Source organism: Halobacterium sp. MBLA0001, assembly GCF_049705385.1.
GTDB lineage: Archaea > Halobacteriota > Halobacteria > Halobacteriales > Halobacteriaceae > Halobacterium > Halobacterium salinarum.
The window spans coordinates 2,085,359-2,103,186 of the sequence record NZ_JBNAMQ010000007.1 but is presented as its reverse complement, the minus strand read 5'-3'; the positions used below and the strand labels follow the sequence as shown (position 1 = coordinate 2,103,186).

The 17,828-nt window shown below is 67.7% G+C and carries 18 protein-coding genes and 1 pseudogene; 18 read left to right on the top strand and 1 reads right to left on the bottom strand.

Translation table 11 applies throughout. The features are described from left to right. A pseudogene (locus ACOZ32_RS12390) lies at positions 1-104 on the bottom strand (polyprenyl diphosphate synthase); the annotation flags it as partial. Between the two features lie 136 nt (positions 105-240). Here ACOZ32_RS12390 and ACOZ32_RS12385 point away from each other — a divergent pair. The 18 genes from ACOZ32_RS12385 (at position 241) to cosT (ending at position 17,825) form a co-directional block, all read left to right on the top strand. Further along, on the top strand, positions 241-657 hold the full coding sequence (locus ACOZ32_RS12385) for a DUF5778 family protein (RefSeq protein WP_010903299.1): 417 nt from the start codon (positions 241-243) through the stop codon (positions 655-657). Between the two features lie 63 nt (positions 658-720). Next, positions 721-1,773, top strand: a complete 1,053-nt coding sequence (locus tag ACOZ32_RS12380; protein ID WP_285253848.1) for an Lrp/AsnC family transcriptional regulator — start codon at positions 721-723, stop codon at positions 1,771-1,773. A 7-nt stretch (positions 1,774-1,780) separates the two neighbouring features. Then, complete coding sequence (locus ACOZ32_RS12375) at positions 1,781-2,443, top strand: precorrin-2 dehydrogenase/sirohydrochlorin ferrochelatase family protein (protein WP_205250951.1); 663 nt, start codon at positions 1,781-1,783, stop codon at positions 2,441-2,443. Then, positions 2,440-3,750: a glutamyl-tRNA reductase gene (gene hemA, locus ACOZ32_RS12370; RefSeq protein WP_010903296.1), complete on the top strand. Its 1,311-nt coding sequence runs from the start codon at positions 2,440-2,442 to the stop codon at positions 3,748-3,750. Before ACOZ32_RS12375 ends, hemA begins: the two co-directional genes overlap by 4 nt. Before the next feature lie 63 nt (positions 3,751-3,813). Then, positions 3,814-4,089 carry a 4a-hydroxytetrahydrobiopterin dehydratase gene (locus ACOZ32_RS12365; protein WP_205250950.1) on the top strand — a complete coding sequence of 92 codons (276 nt, stop codon included), beginning with the start codon at positions 3,814-3,816 and terminating at the stop codon, positions 4,087-4,089. Positions 4,090-4,142: 53 nt separating this feature from the next. Continuing rightward, positions 4,143-4,799, top strand: a complete 657-nt coding sequence (locus tag ACOZ32_RS12360) for an HAD family hydrolase (RefSeq protein WP_205250949.1) — start codon at positions 4,143-4,145, stop codon at positions 4,797-4,799. Between the two features lie 73 nt (positions 4,800-4,872). Next, the gene (locus ACOZ32_RS12355; protein ID WP_205250948.1) at positions 4,873-5,223 is read left to right on the top strand and encodes an Hsp20/alpha crystallin family protein; all 351 of its coding nucleotides are present in this window, start codon (positions 4,873-4,875) and stop codon (positions 5,221-5,223) included. A 3-nt stretch (positions 5,224-5,226) separates the two neighbouring features. Then, positions 5,227-6,969 carry an ABC1 kinase family protein gene (locus ACOZ32_RS12350; protein WP_205250947.1) on the top strand — a complete coding sequence of 581 codons (1,743 nt, stop codon included), beginning with the start codon at positions 5,227-5,229 and terminating at the stop codon, positions 6,967-6,969. A gap of 47 nt (positions 6,970-7,016) precedes the next feature. Next, entirely contained in the window at positions 7,017-7,793 is a 777-nt protein-coding gene (locus tag ACOZ32_RS12345; protein WP_205250946.1) for a creatininase family protein, read from the top strand. 101 nt (positions 7,794-7,894) lie between these two features. Then, positions 7,895-8,278 (top strand): translation initiation factor IF-5A, encoded by a 384-nt coding sequence (locus ACOZ32_RS12340; RefSeq protein WP_010903290.1) that lies wholly within the window; start codon positions 7,895-7,897, stop codon positions 8,276-8,278. Between the two features lie 3 nt (positions 8,279-8,281). Then, complete coding sequence (gene speB / locus ACOZ32_RS12335) at positions 8,282-9,100, top strand: agmatinase (protein WP_231546304.1); 819 nt, start codon at positions 8,282-8,284, stop codon at positions 9,098-9,100. Positions 9,101-9,127: 27 nt separating this feature from the next. After that, the gene (locus ACOZ32_RS12330) at positions 9,128-9,889 is read left to right on the top strand and encodes a Nif3-like dinuclear metal center hexameric protein (protein WP_231546303.1); all 762 of its coding nucleotides are present in this window, start codon (positions 9,128-9,130) and stop codon (positions 9,887-9,889) included. Positions 9,890-9,978: 89 nt separating this feature from the next. Next, positions 9,979-12,273: a sensory rhodopsin II transducer Htr2 gene (gene htr2 / locus ACOZ32_RS12325; RefSeq protein WP_424335253.1), complete on the top strand. Its 2,295-nt coding sequence runs from the start codon at positions 9,979-9,981 to the stop codon at positions 12,271-12,273. A 1-nt stretch (position 12,274) separates the two neighbouring features. After that, on the top strand, positions 12,275-12,988 hold the full coding sequence (sop2, locus tag ACOZ32_RS12320; protein WP_205250943.1) for a sensory rhodopsin II: 714 nt from the start codon (positions 12,275-12,277) through the stop codon (positions 12,986-12,988). Between the two features lie 292 nt (positions 12,989-13,280). Then, the gene (locus ACOZ32_RS12315; RefSeq protein WP_205250942.1) at positions 13,281-14,003 is read left to right on the top strand and encodes a hypothetical protein; all 723 of its coding nucleotides are present in this window, start codon (positions 13,281-13,283) and stop codon (positions 14,001-14,003) included. A gap of 16 nt (positions 14,004-14,019) precedes the next feature. Beyond that, the gene (locus ACOZ32_RS12310) at positions 14,020-14,142 is read left to right on the top strand and encodes a hypothetical protein (RefSeq protein ID WP_267875136.1); all 123 of its coding nucleotides are present in this window, start codon (positions 14,020-14,022) and stop codon (positions 14,140-14,142) included. Positions 14,143-14,383: 241 nt separating this feature from the next. Then, entirely contained in the window at positions 14,384-15,388 is a 1,005-nt protein-coding gene (locus ACOZ32_RS12305) for a glycine betaine ABC transporter substrate-binding protein (RefSeq protein WP_229373355.1), read from the top strand. A gap of 4 nt (positions 15,389-15,392) precedes the next feature. Then, on the top strand, positions 15,393-17,825 hold the full coding sequence (gene cosT / locus ACOZ32_RS12300) for a chemotaxis signal transducer protein CosT (RefSeq protein ID WP_205250941.1): 2,433 nt from the start codon (positions 15,393-15,395) through the stop codon (positions 17,823-17,825). Positions 17,826-17,828 lie beyond the last annotated feature (3 nt).

Here is a 17,828-nt window from a genome sequence, read left to right as displayed (position 1 = left end):
TTCCCGTCCTGGATGACAGCGACGTGGGTCGGCGCGCCGTCGATCTCTCTGGTCAGGAGGCGCTCGTAGACGGCGCTGGCGGCGTCCCACAGCCGAGTTCGCATTACCAGGAGACGACAACACTCTCACGTATGAGCCTTCTGTTCGCTGCGCCGCACGCCCGAGCGTGGCGTCGCCCGACGAGCACGGCGCGCGCCGGCAACCGCCACACGTAAGCCCGAGACACGGCACACGTGTGGTATGAGCGAGACGGCGAACGCAGACCTCTACCGCGACACCGTCGCGTTGCTGCAGCCCGGCGACGTGACGCTTGCAGGGGCAGTCATCCACACCACGTACGACAACGACGAGGAGAGCAAGCTCCACCAGCTCACGCTCGACGCCGGCCAGGTCGTCGCCGACCACGTCGCGGACGGCGACACGTACGTGTACTCGGGCAACGACGACAGCGACTTCGGCGTCAACCAACACCAGGGCCGCATCCTCGACGACGACGCGTTCGTCTGGGAGTGCCAGCAACTCCTCCGGGACGGGGCGTTCGCCGTCGTGTTGTACTGGGAGGCCACCGACGACCACGCTGCCATCCTGGACGGCATCCGTGACTGCGACGGCGTGACGTCCGTCGTCGCCGTCACCGAGGACGGCTTCGAGGCGTAGCCGATTCCAGCGATCCGGGATGGAGTCGGGCTGTTTATTTACCGCGACTCCTGACGTACGGGCATGGATATCGGGGATTTGGACGACCGGGATCGCGCCGTCCTGAACGCGTTTCAGGGGGGGTTCCCGGTCGTGCAGCGCCCGTTCGAACCCGCGGCCGAGGCGCTCCGGTCCCGGGGGGTTGAGTTCTCCGCGACGGAGCTCCGCGACCGGGTTCGGACACTCGACGAGAACGGGGTATTGACGCGGTTCGGCGCGCTCATCAACGCCGAGGAGATCGGCGGCGCGGCCTCGCTTGTGGCGATGCACGCGCCCGAGCACCGCTTCGACGAGATCGCGGACACCGTCAACGACATCCAGGCGGTGGCGCACAACTACGAGCGCGAACACCCGCACCTGAACATGTGGTTCGTGGTGTCGGTCGCCGACCGCGAGGTCGCGGACGTGCTCGCGGAGATCGAAGCCGAAACCGGCCAGGAGACGTACAACCTCCCGAAACAACAGGAGTTCCGCGTGGAAGCCAAGTTCCTCGTCGACGGCCCCATCCCGGACGGCGACGTCGACCTCTCGCATCTCGGGACGACCCCCGAGCCGACCGGCCGGGACACGCTCACCCCCGCCGAGCGCGACCTCGTGGTGGCCGTTCAGGACGGGCTGCCGGTCGTGGAGACGCCGTACTGTGCGGTCGCCGACGACATCGGCCGCGACCCCGAGTGGGTGGTGGCGACGCTGCGCCGGTTCAACGAATCCGGGATGGTGCGCCGCGTCGGCGTGATCCCCAACCACTACGCGCTGGGGTACACGGAAAACGGCATGACCGTCTGGAACGTGCCCGATGACGCCGTCGACGACGTCGGGCCGGCGGTCGCGGGGCTGGACTTCGTGACCCACTGCTACCAGCGCCCCCGCCACGACGGCGTCTGGGAGTACAACTTCTTCGCGATGACACACGGCCGCAGCGAGGCCGAAAGCGAGGCGCGCGTCGAGCGTGTCCGGTCGGTGATGGACGACCACTGGGACGTCACTGACGACGACTGGGACACCCTCTTTTCGACGCGCATCCTGAAGAAAACCGGCATCCGGCTGGACGAGCGCGCGGACGCGAACACGGAGTGACCGCGCCATGATCCCGCTACTACACGACTTCCACGGGGCATCGGTCCTGGTGGTCGGCGGCGGAGCCGTCGGCGCCCGGAAGGCCCGGCGGTTCGCCGCCGAAGCCGACCGGGTCGTGGTGGTGTCGCCGGCGTTCGGCGACCGCGAGTTCGGGGACGCCGACCGCATCCGGGCCGCCCCCGACCCCGATGGGGCGGCCGACTGGGTGGCCCGCGTCGACCCGGCGCTGGTGGTCGCGGCGACCAGCGACAGCGACGTGAACGCGGCGTTCGCGGCCGCGGCCCGCGACGCGGGCGCGCTCGTGAACCGCGCCGACGTCGCCGGGGATCGGGACCACAGCGGCGACGTGGTCGTCCCGGCGACGGCCGGCGATCCGCCGGTGACGATCGCCGTGTCGACCGGCGGGCGCAGCCCCGCGCTGTCCAAGCACCTGCGGGAGCGCATCGACGAGGAGTTCGCGGGGGCCGGCGGGATGGCGGTGTTGACCGGGCGCATCCGGGAGGACCTTCGGTCGACAGGGTTATCACCCGCTGAGCGACGGGACGCAGTGCGCGCCGTCGTCCGCTCGACGCCGGTTTGGAAGGCTTTACGTACGGGAGATGCCAACCCTCGAGTGAGAGCCGAGGCCGCCGTTGCGCGAGCCGTCGGCGACGTAGATTGGTCGACATGAATGGGAACACTGGTGTCGTCTCTGGCGTTCGCGTCTCGCACGAGACGGCCTCACTAGATGAACTGGCTGCCGCCAGCGCCGCGTCCACGGAGGCGGCGTTGGACGCGCTGCTGGAGCAGCCACCAGTCGAGGAAGCGTTCGTGCTCCAGACGTGCCACCGCGTGGAAGCGTACGTCGTCACCGCCGATCAGGCGTCGGGTCGCCGTGCGCTCGGTGGGGCCGGATTCAACCCCGCGGGGGGCGGGGCGATCTCGATGGGGCATGAGGACAGCCTCCGCCACCTGCTTCGCGTGGCGGCGGGTCTCGAATCGCTCGTGGTCGGGGAGGACCAGATCCTGGGACAGCTCCGAGACGCCTACGACGCCGCCAAAGACGCGGGCGGCATCGACCACGTGCTCCGGGAAGCCGTGACCAAGGCGATGCACGTCGGGGAGCGCGCGCGCACCGAAACCGCGATCAACGAGGGCGCGACCTCGCTCGGCACGGCGGCCGTGCGCCTCGCCGAGCGGAAGACGCAGCTGGCCGACGCCCGGGCTGTCGTCGTCGGTGCCGGCGAGATGGGCGCGCTCGCCGCGAAGGCGTTCGCGAGCGCGACCGTCGCGGAGATCGTGATCGCCAACCGCACGCCGGCCCGCGCCGTCCGGGTCGCGGACATGGTGTCGGTGCCCGCCGAAGCCACGACGCTGGCCGACGCCCGCGGGCGTCTCGACGCCGCGGACGTCGTGGTCACCGCCACCGGCAGCCCCGAGCACGTGCTCCCCGCCAGCGCGTTCGCGGACGCCGGTGACACCGTGGTGGTCGATCTCGCACAGCCCCGCGATGTCGCGCCGGGCGCTGGCGGCCACGACGGCGTTGCCGTCCACGACCTCGACGACCTGGAGGCGGTGACGGCGGCGACCCGCGAGCGCCGCGAGGACGCCGCCCGCGAGGTCGAGGCGATGATCGAAACCGAGTTCGAGCGGCTGCTCACCCAGTACAAGCGCAAGCGCGCCGACGAAGTGATCGCGCGCATGTACGAGAGCGCTGACCGCCTCAAAAGCCGGGAGGTACAGACCGCGGTCCACCGCCTGGAAGCCGAATCCGGGTCGCTGTCCGCCGACGAGCGCGAGGTCGTGGAGTCGATGGCGGACGCGCTGGTGAGCCAGCTGCTTGCGGCCCCGACGAAGAGCCTCCGGGACGCCGCCGCCGAGGACGACTGGTCGACGATCGCGACCGCGCTCGAACTGTTCAACCCCGAGTTCGAGGACGGCATGCCGTTCGACGCGTCGCGCGGCGGGGACGCGGCGTCCGCCGAATCCGAGGACTGACACTGTCTGGTGGGTCTCCTGTCCGCGTAGGATTATAGGGCTGGCTGGCGTTCGTCGATCCGTATGTCCGACCGACTCGACGACGACACGATCAGCGACCGGCTGCCGGACGACTGGACCCACGATGGCGACGCGATCACCCGCACGTACACGTTCGAGGAGTACCTGGACGGCGTGGCGTTCGCATCAGACGTCGGCGACCTCGCCGACGAGGCGTTCCACCACCCCGAGATCACGATCCGGTACGACGAGGTCGAAGTGCGGTTCACCGACCACGAGGCCGGCGGGGTCACGAGCCAGGACATCGAGTTGGCGCGCCGAACCGACGACCGCCGGTAGCCCCAGCCGGCCCCGGAACGCTCTTCGGGCGTGGGTCCGTACCCCCGGCTCCGATGGCACCGCCAGTCGACGATTACGACGTGTGGCTGTTCGATCTCGATGGGACGCTCGTCGACACGGAGTGGTCGTACACCCGGTCCGTGTTCGATCAGGTCGGCGACCGACTGGGCGTCGAGTTCACCGACCAGCACGCCGAACGCCTCTGGCACGGGATCGGCGGCACCCGCGACCACTACCTCCGGGCGTGGGGGATCGACCCCGAGGCGTTCTGGCCGGCGTTCCACGCCGTCGAGGACCCGATGGCGCGCGCCGAAGCCACGTACCTCTACGACGACGCACGCCCGCTTGGCGGCCTCGATGCGCCGACCGGCGTGGTGACCCACTGCCAGTCGTTTCTCACCGACCCCGTTCTCGATCACCTCGACATCGCGGACTGGTTCGACGTGGTGGTGAGTTGTACCGACGACACCGGCTGGAAGCCGGACCCACAGCCGCTCCGGGTAGCGCTTGGCGGCCTCGACGCGCAGCCCGACGCGGCCGGCGTGTACGCCGGTGACGCCGTCAGCGACGTTGGCGCGGCGAAAAACGCCGGCCTGGACGCGGTTCACGTCGAACGTCACTCCCCCGGGAAGCGCGGTCACTGCGTGCTCGGCGATCACCGCGTGTCGTCGTTCGCGGACGTGTTCCCGTCCGGCGATGGGGACGCCTGAGCGCCCTGCCTGGGTGGCGCGCGCACCCGCCGATACCACCGGGTTTAACGCTTCGCCGTTCTAACCGTCTGGCATGTCCCGCTTGCGCGACGCGCTGGGGAACTTGCCTGACGCCGTGTTCGTCGACGTGCACGAGGGCGCCGACGCGTACCGTTACGTCGTCGACGTTGCCGGTGTGACACCGTCGACCGTCGATGTGAGTGTGGCCGGGCGCACCGTCTCTATCGAGGCCCACCGCCGCAAATCGGTGCCGGCGGCGTTCGAGTACCGCCGCGAGGACCGGTCGCTGTTCGTCGACGCGGAGCTCCCCCTGCCGTCGGACACGACCGCCGACGGCGCAACGGCAACCGTCTCGAACGGCGTGCTCACCGTGTCGCTGCCCAAGCGCTCGTCGTCGGACCACCACGTTCCAGTCGAGGGGTGACCGGTGGCGGTACTCAGGTCCTATCGACGGTTCGTTGTCGTGGTCTGGCAGTTCCTCCCCCTGCTGTGGGGGTGGCTGCGCGACCGACGGCGGTTCGTCGCCTTCGGCGGGAGCCGCCGCGTCACCGCCGAGATGCGCCGCGAGCGCGCCCGGATCCTGCTCGACGCGCTGTTGACGCTCGGCCCGACGTTCATCAAGCTCGGGCAGCTGTTGTCGACGCGCCCGGACGTGTTGCCCACCGAGTACATCGAGGAACTCGCGGAGCTGCAGGACCGCGTGCCACCCGCCGACTGGGCGGAGGCCCAACGCGTCATCGAGGACGAACTCGGCCCCGTCGACGACGTCTTCGACGCGTTCAACCGGGAGTCGATCAGCGGCGCGAGCCTCGGCCAGGTGTACACCGCCGACGTGGACGACCAGCAGGTCGCGGTGAAGGTCCGCCGCCCCGGGATCGAATCGCTCGTCGAAGCCGACTTGCGCGCCATCCGGTGGTCGATCCCGATCGTCGTGCGGTTCGTCGGCCAAGGCCAGGCGTTCAGCCTGGAGAACCTGGCCGACGAGTTCGCGAAAACCATCCGCGAGGAGATGGATTACAGCCGCGAGGGCCGCATGCTCACGGAGATCCGCGCGAACTTCGCGGACGAGCCCGACATCGTGATCCCGACCGTCTACGAGGAGTACTCGAGCGACCGCGTGTTGACGATGCAGTACATCGAGGGGACGAAGATCTCGGACGTAGACACCCTTGAGCGCCGCGGCGTCGACCGCTCGCAGGTCTCGGAAACGCTCGAACGCGCGTACCTCCAGATGATCATCGAGGACGGCGTGTTCCACGCCGACCCCCACCCCGGGAACCTCGCGGTCCAGGACGACGGCAGCATCGTGTTCTACGACTTCGGGATGAGCGGGCGCGTCGACTCGTTCATCCAGGACAAGATCGTGGAGTTCTACGTCGGCGTTGCGAACCAGGACATCGACGCCATCCTGGACGCGCTCATCGACATGGGCACGCTGTCCCCGGAGGCCGACCGTGCGGTGATGGCTGATGTCATGGAGTTGGCCATCCAGGACGCCCGCGGGGAGAACATCGAGACCTACCGCGTCCAGCAGATCGTCGGAAAAGTCGAGGACACCATCTACGAGTTCCCACTGCGGCTGCCGCCGAACCTCGCGCTCGTGCTCCGTGTTGCGACCGTCGTCGAGGGCGTGTGCGTCACGCTCGACCCGGAGTTCGACTTCATCACCGTCGCCACCGACTACCTCGCCGAACAGGGCTACCGGGAGGAGTCCATCAGGCAGTTCGCCGCGGGCACCGTCGAGGAGTTCCAGGCGGCGGCCACGTCGGTGCTGCGAGTGCCCCCGAAGCTGGAGCGCGCACTCGACAAGGTCGAACGCGAAGACCTCTACGTGCGCGCCGACCTCGAGGACAGCAACCGCGTCATCGACGCGCTGGCGCGGCGGGTCGTGCTCGGACTCGTGTTGGCGACCAGCGTCCCCACGACGGCGTTTCTCTACGTGACGGCGGACGTGACCGCCGCCGCCATCTCGGGGGCGTTCACCGCCGCCGTCGGGGCCGCACTCTACAAGACGTTCCGGCGACGCAACGGCCTGCAGGCCAGCCCGCAGTTCACCCGCCAGAACCTCCGGGAGCGCGACGGCGACGGCGACGACGGCGGGACGGCGCTGGCGCGCAGCGGCAGTCAGATCGAGGCCGACGACGCCGGCACAGCGACGAACGGCGACTGATCGCCGGGAGCGCTGGATACTTGCTTCCAGCGAGCCCCGAACAACGTGTGTACCTTGCTGATGCGGCGTGGCCCGAGCTCGGTGACTACTTCGACGCGGAATCGCTGGCGCTCGTGCCCCTGGGTTCGACCGAACAGCACGGCCCCCACCTGCCGGAGTCCACCGACCACCGGATCGCGGAGGCGTTCGCCCGCACGGTCGCCGACCGCACTGGCGTTCTCTGCACGCCACCCGTGAACGTCGGGGTCAGCCCCCATCACCGACAGTTCCCGGGAACGATGTGGGTCGAGCCACCGGTGTTCCGGGACTACGTGGCGTCGTTCACGCGCAACCTGGCGTTCCACGGCATCGACCGCGTCGTGTTCGTGAACGCCCACGGTGGGAACGTCTCGCACCTCCGCGAGGTCGGTCGCCGGCTGCGCGACGAGGGCACCCTCTACGCAGTCGAGTGGATGTGGGACGAATCCATCCCCGAGCTCGTCGACGAGGTCTTCGACCAGAACGGCCCCCACGGCGGCCCCAAGGAGACGGCGCTGATGCAGTACCTCGACGGCGAGCACGTCCACGACGACCGCCTCGAAGACGCCCGGGACGGCGGCGTCGCCAGTGTCGCCGACGCCGACACGATCAAGCACGGCTCCCGGACGTTCTACGACGCCATCGACAACACCGACAACGGCGTGCTCGGCGACCAGACCGACGCCACCGCCGAAACCGGCGAACGCCTGTTCGAGGCCGCAAGCGACCAGCTCGTCCAGCTCTGCGAGTGGCTGGACGCACAGGCGTTCGCGGACCTGCTGCCCGAGCCCCACGTTTCGACGTGACCGCGGCCGGCCACCGAATCGCGTGTACCGCCTGGTAGCCGCCCGCTCCGTCGCCAGTCCGTTCCAAGAGGTTTATACTACGTAGGCGAGAATCCCGGGGCATGGCGAAAGAGCAGAAGGAAGTGCGTGACCTGCAGGAAGGCAACTACGTGATGATGGAGGACGCCGCCTGCCAGATCAACGCGTACAGCACCGCGAAACCCGGCAAGCACGGCAGCGCGAAAGCCCGCATCGAAGCCGAGGGCGTCTTCGACGGCAAGAAGCGATCGCTCAGCCAGCCCGTCGACGCGAAGATCTGGGTGCCGATCGTCAACCGAAAGCAGGGCCAGATCGTCTCCAAGGAGTCCGACACCGTCGCGCAGGTCATGGACCTCGAAACCTACGAGACGGTGACCATGCAGATCCCCGGTGAGCTCGACATTCAGGCCGACGAGAACATCGAATACCTCGAATTTGAGGGACAGCGCAAGATCCTCCAGGAGTAGCGCATGTTCCCTGGCGCCAGCACCGCCGACGAGTCGAACCCCGGAGCCGACGCCGACTACGTCGTCGTTGGGGCGCCCCTCGACGTGTCGACGTCGTTCCAGCCGGGCACCCGTTTCGGCCCCGGTGAACTCCGGACGTACGCCGCGACCTTCGAGGACTACCACCACCGGACGGGCACGCACTTCTCCGCCCTCTCGGTCACTGACTACGGCGACGTGCGCGCGTGGAACGACGTGCCGGCGTACCTCGAATACCTCAACGGCGTCGTCACCGACATCTCGTGGAACGACGCCACGCCGCTGCTCGTCGGCGGCGAGCACACGGTGACCGTGGCGGCGGTTCGCGCCCTGGACCCAGACGTGTTCGTGGCCCTGGACGCCCACCTCGATCTGCGCGCTGCCCTCGACGGTGATCCGCTGAGCCACTCGACGGTGACGCGCCACGCCCTCGACGTGGCCGACGAAGCGATCGTCGTGGGCGCACGCGCCGGCTCCGAGGAGGAGTGGGAGCGCGCCGCCGACTCTGACGTGACCGTGATCGAGCCGAGCGCCGTCGCCGACTGGACGCCGGCGTTCGGCGACGCGGACGTGTACCTGAGCGTGGACATCGACGCCGCCGATCCGGGGTACGCGCCGGGCACCGGGACGCCGGAGCCGTTCGGGATGTCGCCACGGGAGCTCCGGGCGGCCGTGCGCGCAGTCGCCCCGCACGCTGTCGGGTTCGATGTCGTGGAGGTCAACGACCGGGACGACGGCCAGGCCCCCACCCTCGGCGCGAAGCTGCTGCGCGAGTTCGTGCACACGCACCACGCCGACGGGTAAAAGACCCCGGCGGCCGGTTGGGTTCGCATGGACGTTTCCGACGTCACCAGCCGATACAACGACCGACTGCGAGTCACCGACTACGCCGACGCCGCGACCAACGGCCTCCAGGTCGGCCCCGAGGATCGCAGTGTCGAGCGCATCGCGTTCGCCGTCGACGCCGCCGCTGCCACGATCAGCGACGCCGTCGAGTGGGGGGCGGACCTCCTGGTGGTCCACCACGGCGTCGCTTGGGGCGGCCTGGACGCGGTGACGGGCCGCGAGTACGACCGGATCGCTGCGCTCGTCGACGGCGAGTGCGCGCTGTACGCCGCCCACCTCCCCCTCGACGGACACCCGGAACTCGGGAACGCAGCCCACGTGGCCGACGTGCTCGGCCTCACACAGCGCTCGCCGTTCGGCGACCACAGCGGCGAGCAGATCGGTCTCCAGGGACAGCTCCCGGACCCGACGAGCGCGGCCGCGCTCTCCGAGTCGCTCGCCGCAGCGCTGCCCACGGGCGACCAGCCGGTACAGGTGCTTGACGTCGGGCCGGCGGAGTTGACCGACGTGGCAGTCGTCACCGGCAGCGGCGCGGACTGGCTGCGGGAGGCCGAGGCCAACGGGGTGGACGCGCTCGTCACCGGCGAGGGGAAAGGAAAACTCTACCACGAGGCCCGCGAAGCCGGCGTGTCAGTGTTCCTGGCGGGCCATTACGCGACCGAAACGGGAGGGGTGCGTGCGCTCGAAGCGGTCGCCGACGACTGGGGAGTCGAGACCCGGTTCATCAGTCACCCCACGGGCCTGTAGCCATCGCGGCGAATATTGCCGGCTGTGGCCGCTGAGACGGCACACGAAGTGTAAACGCTTTTTGCCAGTATACACCTAATACCCAGTACATGGGGTCCGGATTAGTCGCACGAATCAGGGGGAGCTACGGCACGAAGCTCACCCTCGCGCTGGTCGTCGTTGTTGTGCTCTCTGTTGGGGTGGGGACGTTCGTCTACCAGCAGACGACAACGCAACTCGAAACCGACGTTCGGGCCGACCTCACCGGGTCGGCAGACGCCCGCGCCGATCACCTCGACGCGTGGCTGTCGAACGCCCGCGGGCAGACCCAACTGGCATCACGCCATCCCGTGCTCGCATCCGGCAACGACACGGCCATCACACGCTATCTCGAAGGGCTTGCGGCAAGCGACGAACGCCCCGATGGCGTCGTCGCCGCCCACGTCTACAACACCTCGACGACAACCATCGAGGCCAGCTCCGCCGACGCGTTCACCGGCGTGAACCCCCGCGAGCAGGGCGCGCCGTTCGCCACCGACCCGCCGTCGTTTGCGACCACCAGCGATGTTGTCGTCGCAGCACCGTTCACCGTTCCGGCGGCCGACTTCCCCGTGCTCTCGGTGCTCTCGCCGATCCCTGGCACCACGGATAAGGCCCTCATCTACATGGTGAACGTGAACACGCTCACCGACGACTTCGGGCAGAACGTCGCGGGAAGCACCACCACCGTCGTTTCCGCCGACGGCACGTACGTCTCACACCCCGACCAGGACCGCGTTCTCACCGGCCACGACGGCCCATCGCGGCTCCTCGACCAGTCGCGCACACAGCCCGCCTACATCGACGCCAACGGCACCGTGACGGCCGCCGCCCCCGTCGACGGCGCGCCCTGGTCGGTGCTAGTGCGCGCTCCACACGACCGCGCGTTCGCGCTCGGTGACTTCGTGGCGTCCAGCCTCGTCGGTCTCGTGCTCATCACGATCGTGAGCCTCTCACTGATCGGTGTCACTGTCGGCTCGACCACGGTCACCGCGCTCCGGCAGTTCTCCCGGCGCGCCGACGAAATGGCCGCCGGCGACCTCGACACCGACATCGACACCAGCCGCAACGACGAGTTCGGGACCCTCGCGGAGTCGTTCCGATCCATGCGGGACTCCCTGTCGGAATCCCTGACCGACGCCGAACGCGCGACGGCACGCGCCGAGGACGCCCGTGAGGACGCCGAACAGCAGCGCGCCGACGCTGAAGCCGCCCGCGAAGACGCCGAAGCCGCCCGCAAGGACGCCCAAGAAACCGCTCGCGCCCTCGAATCCGCGGCCGCCGACTACGAGGCCGCGCTCACGGCGGTCGCCGACGGCGACCTCACGCGCCGCGTCGACGCCAGCCGCGACCACGACGCAATGGCGCGCATCGGCCACGCCCTCAACGACATGCTCGACGACATCGAAACCAGCGTCGCCGCCGCAACGGCGTTCTCGGACCACGTCTCGGACGCCGCCCAACGGGTCGAAGCCGACGCCGGCGACGCCATCGACGCCGGAACGGACGTCTCGACCGCCGTCGACGAGATCTCCGACGGCGCAACCGAGCAGACCGACCGCCTCCACGAGGTCGCGGGTGAAGTCGATGACCTCTCGGCCAGCGCCGAAGAAGTCGCCGAAACGGTCGCCTCACTGGCCGACACCGCCGGACAGGCCGCCAGCGCGGTCGACGACGGCCGCCAGGCCACGGAGGACGCCGTCGAGACGATGGACGACGTCGCCGACGACGCCGAAGCCGCCGCCGACGCGATGGACGCCCTCGACAGCGAGATGGCCGACATCGGGGAGATCGTCGATGTCATCGCCGACATCGCCGACCAGACCAACATGCTGGCGTTGAACGCCTCCATCGAGGCCGCCCGCACCGGCGCTGACGGCGACGGGTTCGCGGTGGTCGCCGACGAGGTCAAAACGCTCGCCGAGGAATCCCGGGACGCCGCCGAAGACATCGAATCACGGCTCCTCGCGCTCCAAGGCCAAGTCAGCGACGTCGCCGACGAGATGCGCGCCACAAGCGACACCGTCTCCGACGGCCGAGCGACGGTCGGCGACGCCGCAACCGCGCTCGACGACGTCGTCTCGTTCGTCGCCGACACGGACACCGCCGCCGGCGAAATCCGAGCCGCCACCGACCGCCAAGCACACGCCGCCTCCCGCGTCGCAAGCGCCGTCGACGAGGTCGCCGGCATCAGCCAGGAAACCGCCGCCCAGGCCACTGCGGTCGCCGACTCGGCCGCCACCCAAACCGACACCCTGTCGTCGGTCGACGACGCCGCCGCCGACCTCGCGGACCGCGCCGCAGCCCTCGACGACCTGCTCGCCGAGTTCGACGCCCACGACGACACCGAACCGGAGGACTACTGATATGGCACTCACGACATGGTTTTGGGTCGGCGCTGTCGGCATGCTCGCTGGCACCGTCCTCCCGATCCGGGACTGCATCCGACACCCATCGCATCGCCGCTACGACCTCGTACTCGCCGGCATCACCGGACTGGCCGCCATCGCGTACACCACGATGGGGCTGGGCATCACCGCAACCACCGTCGGCGACCGCACCGTCTACCTCGCGCGGTACATCGACTGGCTGGTCACAACCCCGTTGATCGTGTTGTACCTCGCGATGCTCGCCCGCCCCGGCCACCGCACGTCCGCCTGGCTGCTCGCCGCCGACGTGTTCGTCATCGCCGCCGGGATCGCCGCCGCGCTCACCACGGGCGTGCAGCGCTGGCTGTTTTTCGCCGTCGGCGCTGCCGGCTACGCCGCGCTCCTGTACGGCCTCCTGGGGACGCTGCCGCGCGCGCTCGGCGACGACCCCCGCGTGCGCTCGCTGTTCGTCACGCTTCGCAACATCACGGTCGTCCTCTGGACGCTGTATCCGGTGGTCTGGCTGCTGTCCCCGGCCGGCATCGGCATCCTCCAAACCGAGATGTACACCATCGTCGTGGTCTACCTGGATTTCATCTCGAAGGTCGCGTTCGTGGCGTTCGCCGTGCTCGGTGCCGACGCCATCAGCCGCCTGGTCGCCGCCGACGCCGCCGCGCCGGCCACCACGGAACCAACGCCGGACGGCGACTAACAGCGGGTCCAGACCAGCAACGTCTTTCCGCTGTCCGCCGTGCTATCGACTGGCCGATGACGACACCACCGGGCCGACCCGGGGTGGCTCCCGTGGGACGACGAGCCCTATGAGTGCCGAGGCCAGCTTTCTATCCATACATTTCGGGAAAGGAGTGAACGAACGTCATAGAATCTTGTCTGCTGCCTTCTGAGAAAGGACAGTCGTCATTAGAGGTCGAAGAGTGAGGACGAGCGAATTGAGGATATAGATCTTCCTGGTGTTTATACAAAAGCCATGAGATTGTGCCGACATGTCTGACAATCCGGTGAATGGAATAGAGATTCCTGAGCCAGATTACGAGAGTATCGCTGGTTCGCTTCCATCGCAAGAGACTATCGACTCTGCTACCGATGCAATACAAAAGGCCAAGAAGCGTTTTGAACGAGCCCGAAAAGGGGCAGAGAAACATATCAATATTGGCCCGCCATGGGACTACGACCCGAGCGACTATTCCCCATCAGATGAAGCATCCTATCACGCCTTCAGGTGGGCACACGAAGGTCAAATCTCGTTACAAGAGACGGGAGACTCTGAACTAGAGACCATTGCAGAACAGATAGAGTATGGCTCTAAGATGCTTGCCGAAGATTCTAGCAATGACGATATTCAGGGTTTCAATTCAGGAATATTGGCCCTCATATCTGCATTAGATGGTCTAATCATCTGGCTATGCGAGTACGACTCGAATACTCCCGCTGACAGAACCAATGCCAATGGAGAAGATATCTATCACAGCGGAAGCAAAAAAGATGTTTTGAAGAGAATGTACGACCAGCACTCTGTTTTTGGCGTCGAGAATGGCCAAGGAAGTGAGTTCAAAAACAAGTGGGTCGACTTCTGGGAACACCGTCATCGCATAATGCACGGTGAGCCGGACGCATATTACGACGACAATGTTGGAGTCGCGACCCTGTTCTTTGTAGGCCTAACAGCTTATGTGGTTAAGGAACAGTACGAAGCGTTGAACCCGTGACAATCAACATATAGGTATGAACGAAGGGGAAGTGCGACAAGTGGTATCGGTTGCTCTTGAGAAGGTCAAGGACAAGGATACAGGGTTACTGAGGCTCGATGTCAACGAGAGGAGCATCACCCATCGTCTCGGGATGTAGCTTCAAGTTGCAGTCAGTGACCCTTGGGACGTAGATGTCGAGTACAACCGAATAAGCGAGGATCATGATGTGACTAAGCGGCTCCCAGAGAAGATGCTACATGAGCAGCCAATCCGCTGGCTGTCCATGCCTGTCATCCTCTGCCGAACTTATTGTGCGCGCTAACTGTTGTATCGTATGTGAGTATCACCGTTGATACTATCGCCAATGGACTTTTGACACAGTCCGGCTAGGGCCAGACATGATGGACACACCAGAACACGCCAGCACCAGCAGCCGACGGCGGCTGCTCGGGATGCTGGCGGCAGGGGGGACGACCGCAGTCGCTGGCTGTACCACGATCACCGGGGGTGGTGACACCACATCCACCGGCGGCGGCGACAGTGGCTCGTCGTCGATCGTTGTCGGCTCGAAGGGGTACGCCGAGCAGGTGACGCTCGGATACGTCGCCTACGAGCTCCTGGCAAACACCACGAACGCGACCCTCGTCGACGAAACCGGCTTCGGGGGGAACGCAGCCATCTCCGAGGCGTACCGGACCGGGAACGTCCACGCCTACTACGACTACATGGGGTCGCTGTGGTCGTCGCACCCGCCGAAACACGACAGCGCCGACTTCGACACGCCGGACGCCCAGTACGACGCGCTGAAATCGGAGATGGAATCCGAACACCCGATCCGCATCCTGGATCGCGCGGACTGGCAGAACACGTGGGCGGTGTTCGTCGCCGAGCGCGCCGTCGAGGGCACGGGCATCCAGTCGATCAGCGACCTCGCGGCGCACGTCAACAGCCGAAACTACGACATCAGGCCCGCGTTCGGCGACGGGTTCCGCTCCCGGAGTGACGGCCTGGACGCGCTGCTCGACTACTACGAGTTCGACCCCGAGCGCGTGACCGCGTGGGCGTCCGAGCGCGAGTTCCTGGAGACCGCGTCCGCACAGGCCGCGGGCACTGCGGTCGACGAAGGGTACGCCGATCTGGGGTTCGGGTACAGCACCAGCGCCTGGCTCACCGACGTCGACAACGTTCGTGTGCTCGACGACGACCGGAACTTCTGGCCGTTCTTCCATCCCGTCGGCGTCGTTCACGAGGACGTTGCCACCGACGCGGTGGTGGCGGCGCTGAACACGATGCCCGACGCGATCCCCGACGCGGAGACGATGCAGGCGTTGAACAGTCGCGCCGCTGCGAGCGGGAACCAGCAGGCGGCCGCCGACCACTTGCAGAACAACGACTTCATCTGATCCCATGTCCGAACCCACGGCCGACGCCGGCGACAACTCGCCGTCGTCCACAGACACGGCCCCGCTGGATCGCGTGAAAGCCATCGCCTTGCTGCCGCTGCGGTCGTACCTGGTGAAGTTCGCGGTCGCGTTGCTGGTGATCCTCGTGATCATCGCGGCCGGCGGATTCTGGGTGCAAGCCGACGCCACCGCCACGCTGGAGGCGAACACCGAACAACAACTCGAGCAGGAGGCCGTCTCCGATGCGACCGTGATCGGCGACTGGCTGGAACGCAACGAGCAGTCCGTGCTCATCGCGTCGAACAACCCGCGGCTCGGGTTCAACACCACGGCCGCCGACAAACAGGCGTACGTGACACAGCTCGTGGCGGCCGAACTGGACGCCGATCGGATCGCCGACGTCCACGTCGCTGACCCCACCGTCGGCGGGGCGAGCGACGCGCGCATCGTTGCAAGCACCGACGAGGACGCCCGTGGCACGCGCGTATCGGCGGACACCCACCCGTGGGTGGACCGCACGCGATCCATCGGCCGCGACACCGTGGTGTCCACGAACCCCTACCGGACCGCCGGCGGCCAGCGGGTCGTCAGCTCGATGAGCGTCGCAGCGGACCTGACACACGTTCTCGTCGTGGAGTACACCGCGGGGGATCTCAGCGACCAGTTCGGTGCCGGCATCGACGGCACGTTCACGCAGGTCGTGCGTCCGACCTCGGACGCGACGGCGGTGTTGTTCTCGGACGCCGGAACTGACGCCGTCGGGCAGCCCTACATCCCGGACCGGTCGCAGTCCGAGATCCCGGCGCTCGACTCGGCCACTGAGCGGGGACAGTTCACGAACACCCCGACGAAAGACAGCGTGCTCGACCGTGAGTACGTCGCCGCGTACACGACCGTGCCCGGGAAGAACTGGGTGGTCGTCAAGCACGCACCCTCCGAGAGCGCGTTCGCGTTGAGCAACCAGATCCGCACCGGGATCCTCGGGTTCATTCTGGTCGCGCTCGTGGGCGTGGTCCTGGTCGGTGGCACCATCGGGCGCAACACCGCGGCCGCGGTGCAGTCCCTCTCGGCGGCCGCAGCGGAGATCGAGGCCGGGAACTACGACGTGGACGTGGCGAGCTCTCGCCGGGACGAGATCGGGCAACTGTTCGCGTCCATCGGGAGCATGCGCGACGCGTTGGTCACCCAGATCGACGAGGCCGAGGCCGCCCGCGAGCAGGCCACGGAGGCCCAGCAGGACGCGGAAGCGGAGCGCGAGCGCGCCGAGGACGCCCGGGAGCGCGCCGAGGACGCGAAAGCCGACGCGGAAGCGTTGGCGGCCGAACTCGAAGCGCAGGCCGAGCGGTACAGCGACGTGATGGCGGCGTGCGCCGACGGCGACCTCACCCGCCGCATGCCCGCCGACGACACGGACAACGAGGCGATGGCGGCGATCGCGGCGTCGTTCAACGAGATGCTCGCGCAGTGGGAGCACACCATCATCGACATCCAGGAGTTCGCCGACGCGGTCGCCACCGCCAGCGAGGAGGCCGAAGTCGGAGCCGCCGACGCCGAGCGCGCCAGCGGCCAGGTCAGCGAATCCGTCCAGGAGATCGCCGGCGCGGCCGACGAGCAGCGCAACATGCTGGACACGGTGTCCGGGGAGATGACCGACCTGTCGGCGGCCATCGAGGAGGTGGCGGCGTCCGCCGATTCGGTCGCCGAGCACTCCCATCAGACCGCCGAGATCGCGCGCGACGGCGAGCAGACCGCCGAGGACGCCATCGAGCGCTCGCTGACGGTGCAGGAGGCAATCGACGCGACCGTGCAGAACGTCGAGGCCCTCGACGACCAGATGGCGGAGATCAGCGAGATCGTGGACTTGATCTCGGACATCGCCGAGCAGACGAACATGCTGGCGCTGAACGCCAACATCGAGGCCGCCCGCGCCGACAAGAGCGGCGACGGCTTCGCGGTCGTTGCTGACGAGGTCAAGGACCTCGCCGAGGAAACCCAGGAGTCAGCCGGCGACATCGAGCGCCGCATCACCGAGGTGCAGTCCCAGACGACCGCCACTGTCGCCGAAGCCAGGGCCGCCGAGGAGTCCATGGACGCGGGGATCGACGCGGTCGAGGAGGTCGTGGACGCGTTCACCGCAGTGTCCGACCACGCCGACGAGACCGACACGGGCGTCCAGGAGATCAGCGACACCACCGACGATCAGGCCGCCAGCACCGAGGAGGCGGTGTCGATGACCGAGGAGGTCGCGGATCTCAGTGACTCCACTGCTGGGGAGGCACAGAGCGTCTCCGCCGCTGCAGAGGAGCAGGCCGCGTCGATGTCCGAGATCAGCGACAGCGTCGAGTCGCTCAGCGGCCAGGCCGAACAGCTCAAAGCGCTGCTGTCGGAGTTCGAGGTCGATGCCGACCGGGACGTCACGCCCACGCAGACCGACTGACCA